We start from the raw sequence: 15,276 nt of genomic DNA, 5'->3' as shown, positions 1-15,276 counted from the left end.
CCTTCTTGGGGTCGACCTCGGCAGTCGCCTGTGTGGGTTCGTTTACCGGCTGGGCCTCGTTAGCCATAGCCTCAGGCTGGGCGACGTTTTCATCCGCCGCTTGCGCGGCTTTTTTTGCCTTGGCCCGTGCGATGGCTGCGGCAATGGCTGCTTTCTTGGGGTCGACCTCGGCAGTCGCCGGTGCGGGTTCGTTTACCGGCTGGGCCTCGTGAGCCATAGCCTCAGGCTCGGCGACGTTTTCATCCGCAGCTTGAGCGGCCTTGTTGGCTTTGGCCCGAGCGATGGCAGCGGCAATGGCTGCTTTCTTGGGGTCGACCTCGGCAGTCGCCAGTGCGGGTTCGCTGAGCGGCTGGGCCTCGTTAGCCATAGCCTCGGGCTTGGCGATGTTTTCATCCGAAGCTTGCGCGGCCTTCTTGGCCTTGGCACGAGCAAGGGCTGCTGCGATAGCGGCCTTTTTCGGATCCTGCGTCTCTGGCGTTGGTGCAAAGACGGCGGCAACGTCAGCGGGTTCACCGCTGCTGGCGGCCTTGGCGGCGCGCCGCGCGAGGGCCTCCTGCTTGCGCGCCTCGCGGGCGGCAATCATGGCACTGTTGTCTGGCTGCTCGCCAACTGCGCTGGCCGTGACTTCCTGCTTTGCTTTGATGCGGGCGAGGGCGGCAGCGACGGGATCTTCCCCTCCACTGGCCGTCATGGCCTGGCGGCGCTGTGCCGCAGCCTCGGCATGGCGGGCTTCTCGGGCCGCTTTTTCCCGCTCGAAGCGGGCCTGCTTGGCCTCGAAACGCTGCTTGGCACGCTCGGCTTTTTCGGCCTCGGCACGGGCCTCGCGAATATCATCCTTTGCAATCTTGTAGTACTGCACCAGGGGGATCTGGCTGGGGCAGACCCAGGCGCAAGCGCCGCACTCGATACAGTCGAACAGGTTGAGCCCTTCGGCCTTGTCGTACTCCTTGGCGCGACTGTACCAGTAGAGCTCCTGGGGCAGCAAATTGGCCGGACAGGCATCGGCGCAGGCGCTGCAACGGATGCAGGCTTGCTCGGGACCGGGGGGCGGCAGCTCGGCACGGGTCGGGGAGAGCAGGCAGTTGGTGGCCTTGACCACGGGGACCATGGCGTGGGGCAGGGTGAAGCCCATCATGGGGCCTCCCATGATGACCCTCTGGTCCGCCTCGGGTTGCAGCTCGAAACGCTGCAACAGCCAGCGCACTGGCGTGCCCAGCAGTACCCAGGCATTGCCTGGCTTCTTGAAGGCGTCACCAGTCAGGGTGACGATGCGGGAGATGAGCGGCTCGCCGTCGATGATGGCGCGCTTGATGGCGAACACGGTTGCCACGTTGAGCACCATGATGCCCATGTCCACCGCCCGCCCACCCTTGGGCACCTGACGGCCGGTAAGCAGCTCTATGGTCTGCTTGGCACCGCCCGAAGGGTACTTGGTCGGCACCGTCTTGACCAGCACGTCCTCATCGGTGGCGTGGCGGGTCAGTTCGGCAATGGCAGCGGGTTTGTTGTCTTCCACCCCTATCAGGGTCAATTTGGGTTTGAGCAGATGCTTGAGCACCCGGATGCCATCCATGATCTCGTCGGCATACTCCTGCATCAGACGATCATCTGTGCTTATGTAGGGCTCACACTCCAGTCCGTTGACGATCAGGATCTCGGTGAGCTGACCGCGGCCGTCCAGCTTGCTGTGAGTCGGGAACACTGCGCCGCCCAGACCCGCAATGCCGGCCTGCTGGATGCGCTCGAGCAGTTCGCCTCGATCCAGATTCCAGTAGTCTGGCTTGCCCTGGTGCTCACCCCAGGTATCCTCCCCATCCGGCGTCAGGGTGATGCAGAGATCATCGAGACCCGAGGGGTGCGCCACAGTATGGTGGCCGATGGCGGTGATGGTGCCCGAGGTCGAGGCGTGCACGGGCACTATGCGGCCCTTGTCATAGCGGGTCAGCGGCTGACCCTTCTTGACCTTGTCGCCGATCTGCACCAGCAGATCGCCGGCCGGCCCTGCGTGCTGGCGCACCGGAATGATGAGCTGGGGCGGCAGACCCGCGTCCACCACGGGTGTCAGGCTGGATTGGTGCTTGTTCTCGGGAGGGTGAATGCCGCCGTGAAAATCCCACAGAGTGCCGGCTTTGATGCGTTCGAGCAGATGCTGCATGGTTACTCCGCTGTTTATTCCACTATCTTGACCGGAATGGCGACGCTGGCCAGATCCCATTTCCAGTTGTCGACCGTGGTCGGCACAGGGATCATTTCGATACAGTCGGTCGGGCAGGGATCGACACAGAGATCGCAGCCGGTGCACTCGTCGGTGATGACGGTGTGCATCGCCTTGGTGGCACCGACGATGGCATCGACCGGACAGGCCTGGATGCACTTGGTGCAGCCGATGCATTGATCTTCATGGATGAAGGCGACTTTCTTGACCGGGATGGCGGCCTCGGCACTGCCCAGCGGTTGAGGGTCGACCCCCATCAGGTCGGCTATCTTGCGCATGGCGGCATCGCCACCGGGCACACACTTGTTGATCTGATCGCCATTGGCCAGCGCCTCGGCATAAGGTTTGCAACCAGGGTAACCGCACTGGCCGCACTGGGTTTGCGGCAACAGGGCGTCAAGCTGATCGACGATGGGATCGGCTTCCACGTGAAACTTGACGGCGGCAAAGCCCAGAATGATTCCGAAGGCAAGGGCCAGCAGGGCCAGTACCAGAACGGCAAAGAGTATGTGAGTCATAGCGCTATATCTTGATCAGGCCGGTAAAGCCCATAAAGGCCAGCGACATCAGGCCGGCGGTGACCATGGCAATCGACACACCGCGAAACGGAGTGGGAACGTCGGCCGCCACCAGGCGTTCACGCATGGCGGCAAACAGTATCAGTACCAGCGAGAAGCCTGCGGCTGCGCCAAATCCGTAGATGATGCTTTGAATGAAGTTGTGACGCTCGTTGATGCTCAGCAGTGCCACCCCCAGCACGGCGCAGTTGGTGGTGATGAGCGGCAGGAAGATGCCCAGCAGGCGATAGAGGGTCGGGCTGCTCTTGCGGATAACCATCTCGGTGAACTGCACTACGACGGCGATCACAAGAATGAAGGCAAGGGTGCGCAGGTAGGCGATGTTCAGCGGGATCAGGATATAGTGTTCCATCAGATAGGAACTGGCGCTGGCCAGCGTCATCACGAAGGTGGTTGCCAGACCCATGCCGACGGCGGTCTCCAGCTTGCCGGAGACGCCCATAAAGGGACACAGGCCGAGAAACTTCACCAGCACGAAGTTGTTAATCAGCACGGTACTGACCAATAAAAGCAGGTACTCAGTCATGGGAGATGGGTTATCCGGTTTGAAGGCGGCGGTATTATCTGATTTTAGGTCTCCTTAAACAACCGCAAGGCCACATGGTTATTATTCAAATGGCCAATTTCATGGAGGAAATGTGCGCCCTTTACCCATTTTTACCCTGACCCTGGCAATGCTGCTCTGGTCCAGCTCCTTTATCGCCCTCAAGCACGTGCTGGGGATCTGGGGTTTCGGTCAGGTGCTGTTCATGCGCATGAGTGTGGCGGCGCTCTGCTGGCTGCTCTGTTACCGCTATCTGGGCAATTTCACCTATCAAAAGGGGGATTGGCGCTGGCTGGCCCTGATGGGGGGACTGGAGCCCTGCCTTTACTTCCTGCTGGAGGTCAATGCCTTGCGTTACACCAGTGCCGGTCAGGCGGGCATGGTCTGTGCCCTGTTGCCGCTCATCGTAGCCCTGGTGGCCTTTGTGCTGCTCAAGGAGCGGGTCAGTCGCCGCCAGTTGCTCGGCTTTGCCATCGCCATCATCGGCATTGCCCTGCTGGGGCTGGGTAGCGGCGTGGATGAGTTTGCCCCCAACGCCTTGCTCGGCAACAGCCTGGAGATGGCGGCCATGCTGTGCGCTGCCACCTATTCTGTGGTCTTCAAGAAGCTCTCCAGCCGCTATAGCGTGCTGACCCTGACTGCGCTGCAGGCCTTCGTCGGTACCCTCTTTTTTGCCCCCTTTGCCTTCAGCGAACCCTGGCCCACCGCCTGGGCCTGGCAGGACATGGCGGTCATCGTCTTTCTTGGCGCCTTTGTGACGCTCGGAGCCTACCTGCTCTACAACTGGTCGGTGACCCAGGTCAAGGTGACCCTGGCGGCGGCCTATGTGAACCTCATTCCGGTCTTCACTCTGTTGCTGGCCTATCTGCTGCTCGGTGAAACTCTGACGCCATTGCAATGGCTTGCCTGTGGCGCCGTCTTGCTGGGGATTGTCGTGGGCCAGCTGCCCGCTCGGCGCAAAGTGCGTGAGCCGGTTATCGCCGACAGCTGATCTATCCCGGAGGCTGATCGATGGACTAGAGTCAGCACAGTCAAAGGGTGTGTGTCGCTCATCACCTTGGCCAGGCTTTATCCGGGAGAATGCCGATGAACAGCATGATGTTATTGACCAGGGCACAGGCCCTGTTGACCCATAATCCCTTTACGCTGGACGATGCCAGGTCGCTGGAAGCACTGGAGGAGGCAGCGGTGGGAGAGGAGGGGCTGCTGATCGCTGAATTGTGGGAGGCCACCCTGATGCAGGCCGACGAAGCGGCTCGCCATTACATGAAGGGGGAAGGCTGAGTATCGGGTCTGGTATCTCAAACGCCGGGGATGGGCGAGGGCATAGTGCCTGCTCACCCCTTGCTCGCCACACTCTTGCCGCCCACATCAATACGGCCCTCTGCGCCGCCATACGGTTGTGTCACCTTGCGGACAACCATTCTACAGAATGGAACAAGCGACGGCTCCCCGCCGCTTGTTGCCATGCGTCGCCTTTCCTTATCAGATGGACAAGTCCTTGACCGTGGCGGAGACGGAGTTGGCATCTTCGATGATCTCCTTGATGACGGTGGCAATGATGCTGGCCTGCTCCTGGCCCGCCATGGCCTTGTCAGAGACCACAGAGACGGTCTGGGTTATCCTGGAAGTGATGTCCGAGTTGAGCTTGATGACAGAGATGATCTCGCCAGTGGAGCTGGAGGTTCTGGCAGCCAGTTGGCGAACCTCATCCGCCACTACGGCAAAGCCACGACCCTGCTCACCGGCCCGGGCCGCCTCGATGGCGGCATTGAGTGCCAACAGATTGGTCTGATCCGCGATACCGCTGATGGTCGAGATGATGGATTCGATGCTTTTCGATTGCTGGTTGAGGTTCTCAATCTGCCTGCTGACCTCGTTGACCGAGGTGTTGATGTGCGACGAGGTCTTCAGCACCTTGTCGATCACCTCGCGCCCCTTGGCGGCGCTCGACACTGTTTCACCAGCGATGGCGCACGCTTTTTGCGCCGCTTCGCGCACCGAGATGGATTTTTCGACCCGCTCAGTGATGTTGCTCGCCAGCTTGATGATTTTGATCACCTTGCCTTCGTGGTTGAAGATGGGGTTGTAGGTGGCTTCCAGCCAGATCTTTTCACCGTGGCGGCCAAGGCGCATGAAGAGACCAGACTGGATATTTCCCGAGCCCAAATCTCGCCAGAAGTTGGGGTTTTTCCGATAAAACTCGTCATCACAGAACATGCTGTGGTGCTTGCCCGCCACCTCATCCAGCCGGTATCCGAAACAGTGCAGGAAGTTCTGGTTGGCGTTGATGACGGTGCCATCCGGCTGAAAGTCGATGACGGCGAGTGACTTGTCCAGCGCCGCCAGCAGGGCTTGGGTCCGCTCCAGGGATGATTGCTGCTGGGTTACGTCCGAGGCGACCTTGGCTACCCTGATGACCTTGCCATCAACAATGATGGGAAAGTAAGTGGCTTCCAGCCAGAGGGCTTTGCCTGACCTCGCCTGGCGAATAAAGCGGCCATTACGAAACTCGCCGTTGCGCAGAGCGCTCCACAACAGCTCGTAATCGGGCGTACTGACATCTTCCGGGAAGCAGAGCGCGCTGTGGTGTTTGCCTACCACCTCCTCGCGTTGATAGCCCACGATATCGAGAAAAAGATCGTTGACGAAGGTGACCACGCCCTCCGGCGTGAACTGGATATAGGGTACCCGGGACTGAATGGCTTGTTCGAAGGCGCTCAGTTCCGCCAGTGCCGCCTCTTGCTCGCGTTGTTCATTGCTGTGCTTACGTTTCCAAAACATGGTGGAGCTCCTCCGTGAGACCCTTGTGAGACTTCTCGTGACAATAGTCGACCGGCTGAATACTAGTACAGAATATTTGTCCAATGGCGCGGGTATGGAGGGTAATTATCTGTTTTTATTTTATTTATTCTGGTCACCATCGGGGTGAGCAGACTCGAGTGTACGGCCGGTACAGGCCTCATGCCCGGGCTTATTCCAGCGCCATCCCCCTGGCGCAGGCCCGGTTTTGGCCGTGCGGATACCGTGGATCTGTTCATTTTCCCCGCAGTCCAACACATCAGAGCACCCTAGGGCGGCAAGATGAGGTATCTTATGCCCCGATTTCATCCATTTAACGGTGTCGAGACCCCTCTATGATTATCAAACCCAAGGTTCGCGGCTTTATCTGCACCACCACTCACCCGGTCGGCTGTGAAGCCAATGTTCGTCGTCAGATTGCTTACACCCAGGAGCAGGGCATGATTGCCAATGGTCCCAAGCGGGTGCTGGTGATTGGCGCTTCCACCGGTTATGGTCTGGCCTCCCGGATTGCCACTGCCTTCGGTAGCGGCGCTGCCACCATAGGCGTCTTCTTCGAAAAAGCCGGCAGCGAAACCAAGACGGCGACTGCGGGCTGGTATAACTCCGCCGCTTTCGACAAGGCCGCCAAAGAGGCGGGTCTGTATGCGAAAAGTGTCAACGGCGATGCTTTCTCCAACGAATGCCGCGCCAAGGTGATCGAGCTTATCAAGGCCGATCTGGGCCAGATTGACCTGGTGGTCTACTCCCTGGCCTCGCCGGTACGCAAGATGCCGGATACCGGTGAAGTGGTGCGCTCAGCCTTGAAACCCATCGGCGAGACCTACACCACCACCGCCATCGATACCAACAAGGATCAGATCATCACCGCCACCGTCGAGCCGGCGAATGAGGAAGAGATCCAGAACACCATCACCGTCATGGGCGGTCAGGATTGGGAGCTGTGGATGGCGGCCCTGCGCGATGCAGGCGTGCTGGCCGACGGCGCCAAGTCCGTGGCTTACTCCTATATCGGCACCGACCTGACCTGGCCCATCTACTGGCACGGTACCCTGGGCCGCGCCAAGGAAGATCTGGATCGTGCCGCCACCGCCATTCGTGGCGATCTGGCTGCCAAGGGCGGCACCGCTCACGTGGCCGTGCTGAAATCCGTGGTGACCCAGGCCTCTTCTGCCATTCCGGTGATGCCGCTCTACATCTCCATGGCCTTCAAGATCATGAAGGAGAAGGGCATCCACGAAGGTTGCATGGAGCAGGTCTACCGCATGATGCGCACCCGTCTCTATGGGGAAGAGCTGGCGTTGGACGAGCAGGCCCGCATCCGCATGGATGACTGGGAGCTGCGTGAAGACGTGCAGCAGACCTGCCGTGATCTCTGGCCTTCCATCACCACCGAGAACCTCTCCGAGCTTACCGACTACACCGGCTACAAGCAGGAATTCCTGCGCCTGTTCGGTTTCGGTTTGGCCGAGGTGGATTACGAGGCTGATGTGAACCCGGACGTGAAATTCGACGTGGTTGAGCTCTGAGTCTGATTCAGGTGAAAACAGGGCCCTGCGGGGCCCTGTTTTTTTGTCAACAATCTGGTGAAATCACGAAATTTTATTATCCGCGATCACCTTTTCCCCATATCAAACCCGCTAATCTTGCGCTGTCGGATCACATGACGGCGCTGCCGAGGAATGGAAGCTATGACCACCCCACATGAGGCGCCCAAGAAGCGCCAACTCCCCACCGTATACACACTGCTGTTCATCATCATCGCTCTGATGGCGGCCCTCACCTGGGTGCTGCCAGCGGGCAAATATGACTATGTCACCGCCAAGAGCCAGCAGCCGGTTGCGGCCGCCACAGTGGCCGATTACAGCGGCGATGAGCGATTGCTGCCTGTGCCCGGCAGCTATACCGAGCTGCCCTCCCAGCCGCAAGGGGTGTTCGAGGTGCTCGAGGCACCCATTCAGGGCTTTCACAAGGCGGCCGACGTGGCGCTGTTCGTGCTCATCATCGGCGGCTTTCTGGCGGTGACCATGCAAAGCGGCGCGCTGGATGCGGGTGTGGGGGCCATAGTGCGCACCTTCGCCGGGCGCGAGCGGCTGCTGATCCCGGTGCTGATCGCTCTGTTTGCCCTCGGCGGCTCCACCTTCGGCATGGCGGAAGAGACGGTGGCCTTCTGGGCGCTCATCGTGCCCGTCATGATGGCGGCGGGCTTCGATCGCATGGTGGCGGCGGGGATCATCCTGCTTGGCTCCGGCGTCGGGGTACTCGCCTCCACCGTCAACCCGTTTGCCACCGGTATCGCCTCCGGTTTTGCCGGCATTCCCATCGGGGAGGGGATTGGCCTGCGGGTCATTCAGTGGCTGCTGCTGGTGATCTTCGCCTCCTGGTTCGTGATGCGCTACGCCAAGCAGGTGCAGCAGGACAAGTCCCGCTCCGTGTTGGCGGACATCGTCTATGACGATGAATTCTCCCAGATGAAGCGCAGCGACTCGGCCTTTACCGGCAAGCAGAAGCTCACCATGCTGGTGTTCTTTGGCACCTTCCTGCTGATGATCTATGCGGTGGTGCCCTGGTCGGATCTGGGGATAGACCTGCTGCCGACCCTAGGTTGGTGGTTTGACGAGCTCTCCACCCTGTTTTTCAGCGCCTCCATCCTGATAGCGCTCATCAACCGGATGCCCGAGTCCAACTATGTGGCGACTTTCCTGAGCGGAGCGCGGGATCTCATCGGGGTGGCGCTGGTGGTGGCGGTGGCGCGTGGCATCTATGTGGTGATGGAGCAGGGCGTCATCATAGACACCATTTTGCACTGGGCCGAAGGGCTGGTGACCGGTCTCTCCTCGTCGGTGTTCATCCTGATGGCTTATCTGGTGCACATCATTCTTAGTTTTTTTATTCCCTCAACCTCGGGGCTGGCGACCGTCTCCATGCCGCTGATGGGGCCGCTGGCGGATTTTTCCGGCATCTCGCGGGATCTGGTGATCACCGCCTATCAATCCGCCTCCGGCTGGATCAACCTGTTTGCTCCCACCGCAGCCCATCTGGTGGCGGGGCTGGCGCTGGCCAAAATCCCCTACGATCGCTTCGTGCGCTGGGTGTTGCCCTTCATCGTCGGGGTGGCCCTCATCACAATGGCAGTGCTGGTGGCCGGTGCCCTGCTGCACGGCTGATGGTACGGATAGAAAACGACAGACAACAAAAAGGCTCCTGCGGGAGCCTTTTTCATGAGCCTTGCTTACTGCTTGTAGCCCTTGAGGAAGCGGGCGAGACGGCCGATGGCCTCTTCCAGCTCCTCTTCCCGGGGCAGGAATACCAGCCGGAAGTGATCCGGCGCCGGCCAGTTGAAGCCGGTACCCTGCACCAGCAAGAGCTTCTCCTGCTGCAGCAGGTCGAACACCATCTTCTGGTCGTCACGAATGTCGTACACCTTGGGATCGAGGCGCGGGAACATGTAGAGCGCCCCCTTGGGTTTGACGCAGGAGACGCCGGGGATCTCGTTCAAGAGCTCCCACGCCTTGTCCCGCTGCTTGCGCAGGCGACCGCCCGGCAGGATCAGCTCGTTGATGCTCTGGTAGCCGCCAAGGGCGGTCTGGATGGCGTGCTGCATGGGCACGTTGGCACACAGTCGCATGGAGGCCAGCATCTCCAGCCCCTCGATGTAGCCTTTGGCACGGCCCTTGGGACCGGTGATGACCATCCAGCCCTGACGGAAGCCGCAGGCGCGGTAGGCCTTGGAGAGGCCGTTGAAGGTCACCACCATCACATCGTCACACAGGGTGCAGACGCTGGTGTGGGAGATGTCGTCGTAGAGGATCTTGTCGTAGATCTCGTCGGCGAAGATGATGAGGTTGTGCTGGCGGGCTATTTCGATCACTTCCAGCAGGAACTCGCTGCCGTAGACGGCGCCGGTCGGGTTGTTGGGGTTGATCAGCACCAGACCACGGGTGCGTGGTGTGATGCGGGCGCGGATGTCATCCAGATCCGGATACCAGTCGGCCCCTTCATCACAGCGATAATGCACCGCATGGCCACCGGAGAGGGTCACCGCCGCGGTCCAGAGCGGATAGTCGGGGGAGGGCACCAGCATCTCGTCGCCGTTGTTGAGCAGCGCCTGCATGGCCATCACGATGAGCTCGCTGGCACCATTGCCGATATAGATGTCGTCGATGTCGACCTTGCGCATCCCTTTTTGCTGGTAGTACTGCATCACCGCCTTGCGGGCAGAAAACAGCCCCTTGGAGTCGCAGTAGCCCTGGCTCAGCGGCATGTTTAGGATGACGTCCTTGATGATCTCTTCTGGCGCATCGAAACCGAACGGGGCCGGATTGCCGATATTGAGCTTGATGATGCGGTGGCCTTCGTCTTCGAGACGGCGCGCTTCTTTATGCACCGGGCCGCGAATGTCATAGCAGACATCGTCGAGCTTGTGCGACTTGTCGATAGTGAACATGGTGAGTGTGCTTCCTTCCCCGTGGGGACGCGTTGGCGAAAAAGGCGATTTTTAGTATCAAATTTCTTTTCCCCTATTCTTCACAGAATTGAATGCTAGAACAATCTTCTTTTTAGTAGAATTCCCTGATTTTTAGCCTTAAAACAGGGTTGCTAAAACGTTAAATTCAGCACGATCGTTTGTGTAACCCGAGGTTCACTAGTGAAAGATGAGGGGCTGATTAACAAAGCTACCCGACTGTGTTGAAATATTCGCATCCAATGGCACGATTGGCTTGGGCTCTAAATCGCCGTCTCGCCCGTGCCAGCGAATAATAAAGAGGGCGCAGACAACAGGGTCTGCGGCTTTCTCCTTCTTTTGTTCATCGAGCCCGCACTCACAGAGGTATGTCCATGCATGCACCCGCGCCCGGCCGTTATCGCCACTTCAAGGGTGGCTATTATCAGGTGCTCACCCTGGCCCTGCACACCGAAACCCGGGAGCAGCTGGTGGTCTACCAATCCGAGCAGGATGGGGTCGTCTATGCCCGCCCTGTGGCCATGTTCATGGAGTGGATCGAGCATCAAGGGCAGGTGGTGAGCCGCTTCACGTCGATGGGGGGTTGAGTCTGTCACTTTCACCATAAAAAAAGGCGCCATCGGCGCCTTTTTTCTATGGGGTAGAGCTTACTGGTAGAGACCCAGGTTCTCTTTGGCATAGGCTTCAAAATCGGTGCAGCCACCGATGTGCTGCTCGTCCAGGAAGATTTGCGGCACTGTATTGACCGGCTTGCCGGCGCTCTTGGCCAGATCTTCCTTGGTGATGCCTTCTGCGTGGATATCCACGTAACGGAAATTGAAATCGTCACGCTGTTCAACCAGTTGCTCGGCGATCTGCTTGGCACGGACACAATAGGGGCAACCGGGACGACCAAAAATCACTGCAAACATCTTCTCTCTCCGTTGAATTGAGGCAGGGCACAGCATAGCCCTGCCTCGGTACCGATCAAAGTGCAAATTGTCGATATGACCATTCGCCATTTCCGATAGGCCGACGCATTACTGTTCGATGAGCCGGATGAATTGTTGCTGGTAGATGCTCTCCAGCACTCCTTTCTCGAGCCTTGTTCAGGGCATAAGAGTCGCCTTGCTGGCAAGGTGGCTCCCCGCATTACTGCTCGATGATCCTGATGAATTGTTGCTGGTAGATGCTCTCCAGCACTCCTTTCTCGAGCCTTGTTCAGGGCATAAGAGTCGCCTTGCTGGCAAGGTTGCTCCCCGCATTACTGTTCGATGAGCCGGATGAATTGTTGCTGGTAGATGCTCTCCAGCACTCCTTTCTCGAGCCTTGTTCAGGGCATAAGAGTCGCCTTGCTGGCAAGGTGGCTCCCCACATTACTGCTCGATGATCTGGATGGGTTGTTGCTGGTAGATGCTCTCCAGCACTCCTTTTTCAAATACGGTCCAGGGCCAGGGTGCCTTGCTGGCACGGTAGCGCTCGTGGGTGGCTGGGTCCTGCGACAGGCCGCGCTGGAACATGACAAATGCCTTGCGCTGGCCACCGACTGTGTCGATAAAACCGGCCAGATTGGAGGTACCCGTGATGGTGCCTGTCTTGGCATGCACCCGGTTTTTCATCATGGGGGCGGTAACGCTGCGACGCCAGGCCAGGGTGCCATCCACCTGAGAGCTGGGCAGCAACTTGATGAGACCGAGTTCGGCATCATTTTTCTGGATGAAGTTGAGCACAGACAGCATCTGGCGTGCGCTGATGAGGTTATGGGCAGAGAGGCCGGAGCCGTCGGCCAGGGTGGCATTGCCGAGGTCGATGCCCTGCTTGGTCAGGATGGCGCGTACCGCCATGGTGCCGCTGCGATAGCTGCCCGGCTTGTTGTAGTAGTGGCGGCCTACCGTTTTCAGGAAGGTATCGGCGTAGAGGTTGTCCGATTTCTTCAGCATCTTGGAGAGCATGATGGGCAATGAGACAGAGTAATGGGTACCCAGGGTCTCGGCACTGCCTGGTGCCTTGTGGGTGACCTGAAGCAGCCCTTCGTGTGCTATGCCTGCTCTGTCCATTGCCCAGCGGATGTTGTCCCAGCCCCAGGCCTCCACGTCGTGGATGGCAAAGCGCAGCCCCTGGGGTTCCTTGTTGGGGGTGATGCAGCCTTTGAGCTCATAGAAGTTGCCCTTGGCCATGTCGACTTCCAGGGCGCAGAACTGACGCGCCATGTCGCCATAGCTCATCACCTCCACCCTGTCGGTGCCAATGCCGATGGGCACGCCAGTGGCGACGTTGCCGGTGGCGGGGCGACCAATCTGGGTGGCTGTAATGGTGGCGTAGGCGCAGTTCTTGTCGATGATGACAGAGGAGACGGGGGCGGCGAAGCAGAGGGTCTGATCCCCCCAGGACCAGCCGTTACCGCGCTCGTACCCGTTATAGGCGCCGGTATTGACGTAGACATTGCCCTTGATGCGGTTGACGCCGAGCTGCTTGAACAGGGCCAGCAGATCCATCCGTGACAAGGTGGGGTCGCCGACGAAGTTGATCCAGATGTCGCCATTGATGGCATCCCCCTGTTTGGCACCAGGCTGGGCCTGAATGTCGGTGGCAAAACGGAAGTCGGCACCGAGCTCGAGCCGTGCCGCCAGGGCGGTGAGCACCTTCATGGTGGAGGCGGGGGCTATCATGTCATCGGCATTGCGGGCGAACTCTATGCCGCCATTGCCCTGCACTATGATGGCGTACTGGCCCCCCTTGGGCGGCGTCAGCGTGGCGGCTTGAACCAGAGCCGGAACAAGTGTGGAAAACAGAGCACAAAAACCAATCAACAGCCGCTGCATAAGATCCTCTAACTTAACGAAGGGGGTCGGTAGTGCGCTACCCACCCTGATAATCACTATGTTTACGTTCACCGGCCAGCCTATCGCTGCAAGGTATGAGCCGTGCTCAGCCAAGGGCATTGGCGGCGCGGTACCGGCCTTCATAATCAAAAATTTTCTCTTTCACCTGCCAAAAGCGACCTGACTTGCGGGCGATGACAAAGTCGGGGTGACGAAACTGGTTTGATGCGGCCAGCACGCTCTCCAGAGTGGTGAATTCCGGCTCCAGGCCCGGGGCGGGCCAATGATGACGCACAAAGCGCTGTTGAAACAAGCGCCGTGCACCCGGGGAGTGAAAACCGAAGTACTCCATCAGGGTAAGACCATCCTCATCGTGATAGGTCACCTCCAGCCGCTCCCCCTGTTTGCCACGGCCCGCTGTGAGGGTGAGACCGGCGCAGCGAATGACCATGCAGTCTTTCAGATTGAGGGCCTCCTTGAGCTTGTCGTCCGGATCCACCAACAGCTGATTACAGCTCTGGCAGCGGCGGGCGGCGATGTCGTTTTCGGCACCGCAGGCGGGACATACCTTGGCGCGAAAGCGGTAGTCACACTCCTCGCGGTGGCCCTCGTCATCTTCAAACAGCCCCTGACAGCGACGGCCGTAGTGCTCAATCACCTTGCCTTCTTCATCAGTCTTGCCCCAGAAGGTGTTGGCAAAACCGCAAGCCGGGCAGGGCACCTGTACCGGCTCGGTGCCGGCGTGGGGTCTGGGCTCACCCACCTCGGGAGCGAACAGGTTGAAGTTGTTGCCCGCGTAATCGAGCACCAGACAATCGGCCTTGCCTGGTGAGAGGCGCAGGCCGCGGCCCACGATTTGCTGATAGAGCGACACCGACTCAGTGGGACGCAACATGACGATGAGATCGACGTGGGGAGCATCGAAACCTGTGGTGAGCACAGCCACATTTACCAAAAACTTGATCTCCCGCGCCTTGAAGGCGCTGATGAGTGCATCGCGCTCCGGGCCCGGTGTCTCGCCCGTAATGAGGGCCGCCGTCTGGGATTTTGCAATCAGCAGCCCCTGGATCTCACCAGCATGTTCGACGGTAGCGGCGAAGATCATGACCCCTTGCCGGTCAGCTGCATATTCCAGCACCTGGCTCAGGATATGGGGGGTGACCCGCTGCTGACGTTTTAGCTCGCCGTTGAGATCCGCCTCGCTGAACAGGCCACTCTCCCGCGCAACCAGCTTGCTGAAGTCGTAGTGGACTATGGGGGCGTCGATGAGCCGCGGCGGCGTCAGGTAGCCATTTTTCACCATGAAGCGCAAGGGAAGCTCGAACACGCAATCGCCAAACAGACGCTCGCCATGGCTCTTTACCATGCCGTGATAGTGACGCCGGTAGATCCAGCCCAGCCCCAGGCGGTAAGGCGTGGCGGTGAGGCCGAGGATTTTCAGGGCCGGATTGCTGGCTCTGAGATGGCCCAACACCTGGTGGTACTGGCTCTCGTCATCCAGCGACACCCGGTGACATTCATCGATGATCAGCAGCGAGAAGGCGCCATCGAAGGCATCCAGATTGCGCGCGACCGATTGTACCGAGCCAAATACCACCTGGGCCTTGGCCTCCTTGCGATCCAGACCCGCGGCGAAGATGTCGGCCTTGAGCCCCCAGGCTTCATACTTGGCGTGGTTCTGCTCCACCAGCTCCTTGACGTGAGCCAGCACCAGCACCCGGCCACGGGCCTTGCGGGCCAGTTCGGCGATCACCAGGCTCTTGCCCGCGCCGGTAGGCAGCACTACCACAGCAGGGTCAGGATGCCGACGAAAGTGGCTGATGACGGCGTTGACGGCGTCGATTTGATAGGGTCTGAGAACAAACATGGGG

13 protein-coding genes are annotated in these 15,276 nt (G+C 59.5%); 5 read left to right on the top strand and 8 right to left on the bottom strand.

The window, feature by feature from the left end; genetic code table 11:
* From rsxC to rsxA, 3 genes are all read right to left on the bottom strand, one after another.
* The coding region (gene rsxC, locus GWQ29_RS08670; protein ID WP_275919220.1) for an electron transport complex subunit RsxC at positions 1-2,155 on the bottom strand (2,155 nt) is incomplete at its 3' end.
* Between the two features lie 14 nt (positions 2,156-2,169).
* The gene (gene rsxB / locus GWQ29_RS08665) at positions 2,170-2,733 is read right to left on the bottom strand and encodes an electron transport complex subunit RsxB (protein WP_275908740.1); all 564 of its coding nucleotides are present in this window, start codon (positions 2,731-2,733) and stop codon (positions 2,170-2,172) included.
* Positions 2,734-2,737: 4 nt separating this feature from the next.
* A complete protein-coding gene (gene rsxA, locus GWQ29_RS08660; RefSeq protein ID WP_005310657.1) occupies positions 2,738-3,319 on the bottom strand; it encodes an electron transport complex subunit RsxA in 582 nt (193 codons plus the stop codon).
* A gap of 112 nt (positions 3,320-3,431) precedes the next feature.
* On the opposite strand from rsxA, the gene GWQ29_RS08655 reads away from it, so the two are divergent.
* Both GWQ29_RS08655 and GWQ29_RS08650 read left to right on the top strand, forming a co-directional pair.
* Positions 3,432-4,328: a DMT family transporter gene (locus tag GWQ29_RS08655; protein ID WP_275919219.1), complete on the top strand. Its 897-nt coding sequence runs from the start codon at positions 3,432-3,434 to the stop codon at positions 4,326-4,328.
* A 95-nt stretch (positions 4,329-4,423) separates the two neighbouring features.
* Positions 4,424-4,621: a hypothetical protein gene (locus tag GWQ29_RS08650; protein ID WP_265422279.1), complete on the top strand. Its 198-nt coding sequence runs from the start codon at positions 4,424-4,426 to the stop codon at positions 4,619-4,621.
* 201 nt (positions 4,622-4,822) lie between these two features.
* On the opposite strand, the gene GWQ29_RS08645 is transcribed toward GWQ29_RS08650, so the two are convergent.
* Positions 4,823-6,121, bottom strand: coding sequence for a methyl-accepting chemotaxis protein (locus GWQ29_RS08645; RefSeq protein ID WP_275919218.1), 1,299 nt, complete (start codon positions 6,119-6,121; stop codon positions 4,823-4,825).
* A gap of 353 nt (positions 6,122-6,474) precedes the next feature.
* On the opposite strand from GWQ29_RS08645, the gene fabV reads away from it, so the two are divergent.
* Both fabV and GWQ29_RS08635 read left to right on the top strand, forming a co-directional pair.
* Positions 6,475-7,668, top strand: a complete 1,194-nt coding sequence (gene fabV, locus GWQ29_RS08640; RefSeq protein WP_021140931.1) for an enoyl-ACP reductase FabV — start codon at positions 6,475-6,477, stop codon at positions 7,666-7,668.
* 162 nt (positions 7,669-7,830) lie between these two features.
* A complete protein-coding gene (locus GWQ29_RS08635; protein ID WP_275919217.1) occupies positions 7,831-9,306 on the top strand; it encodes a YfcC family protein in 1,476 nt (491 codons plus the stop codon).
* Between the two features lie 65 nt (positions 9,307-9,371).
* Here GWQ29_RS08635 and GWQ29_RS08630 read toward each other — a convergent pair whose 3' ends face one another.
* Positions 9,372-10,586 (bottom strand): pyridoxal phosphate-dependent aminotransferase, encoded by a 1,215-nt coding sequence (locus GWQ29_RS08630; protein WP_005314784.1) that lies wholly within the window; start codon positions 10,584-10,586, stop codon positions 9,372-9,374.
* A gap of 392 nt (positions 10,587-10,978) precedes the next feature.
* On the opposite strand from GWQ29_RS08630, the gene GWQ29_RS08625 reads away from it, so the two are divergent.
* Positions 10,979-11,191 (top strand): DUF1653 domain-containing protein, encoded by a 213-nt coding sequence (locus GWQ29_RS08625; protein WP_275919216.1) that lies wholly within the window; start codon positions 10,979-10,981, stop codon positions 11,189-11,191.
* 60 nt (positions 11,192-11,251) lie between these two features.
* On the opposite strand, the gene GWQ29_RS08620 is transcribed toward GWQ29_RS08625, so the two are convergent.
* The 3 genes from GWQ29_RS08620 to GWQ29_RS08610 all read right to left on the bottom strand — a co-directional run bounded on the left by GWQ29_RS08620 (position 11,252) and on the right by GWQ29_RS08610 (position 15,272).
* Positions 11,252-11,515, bottom strand: a complete 264-nt coding sequence (locus GWQ29_RS08620; RefSeq protein ID WP_005314790.1) for a GrxA family glutaredoxin — start codon at positions 11,513-11,515, stop codon at positions 11,252-11,254.
* A 444-nt stretch (positions 11,516-11,959) separates the two neighbouring features.
* Positions 11,960-13,405 carry a D-alanyl-D-alanine carboxypeptidase/D-alanyl-D-alanine-endopeptidase gene (gene dacB, locus GWQ29_RS08615; RefSeq protein ID WP_265461872.1) on the bottom strand — a complete coding sequence of 482 codons (1,446 nt, stop codon included), beginning with the start codon at positions 13,403-13,405 and terminating at the stop codon, positions 11,960-11,962.
* Between the two features lie 106 nt (positions 13,406-13,511).
* Positions 13,512-15,272, bottom strand: coding sequence for a DEAD/DEAH box helicase (locus GWQ29_RS08610; protein WP_275919215.1), 1,761 nt, complete (start codon positions 15,270-15,272; stop codon positions 13,512-13,514).
* Positions 15,273-15,276: the final 4 nt, after the last annotated feature.

The organism is Aeromonas sp. 2HA2 (assembly GCF_029237345.1).
GTDB lineage: Bacteria > Pseudomonadota > Gammaproteobacteria > Enterobacterales > Aeromonadaceae > Aeromonas > Aeromonas salmonicida.
This window is presented reverse-complemented; position numbering and strand designations above follow the sequence as displayed.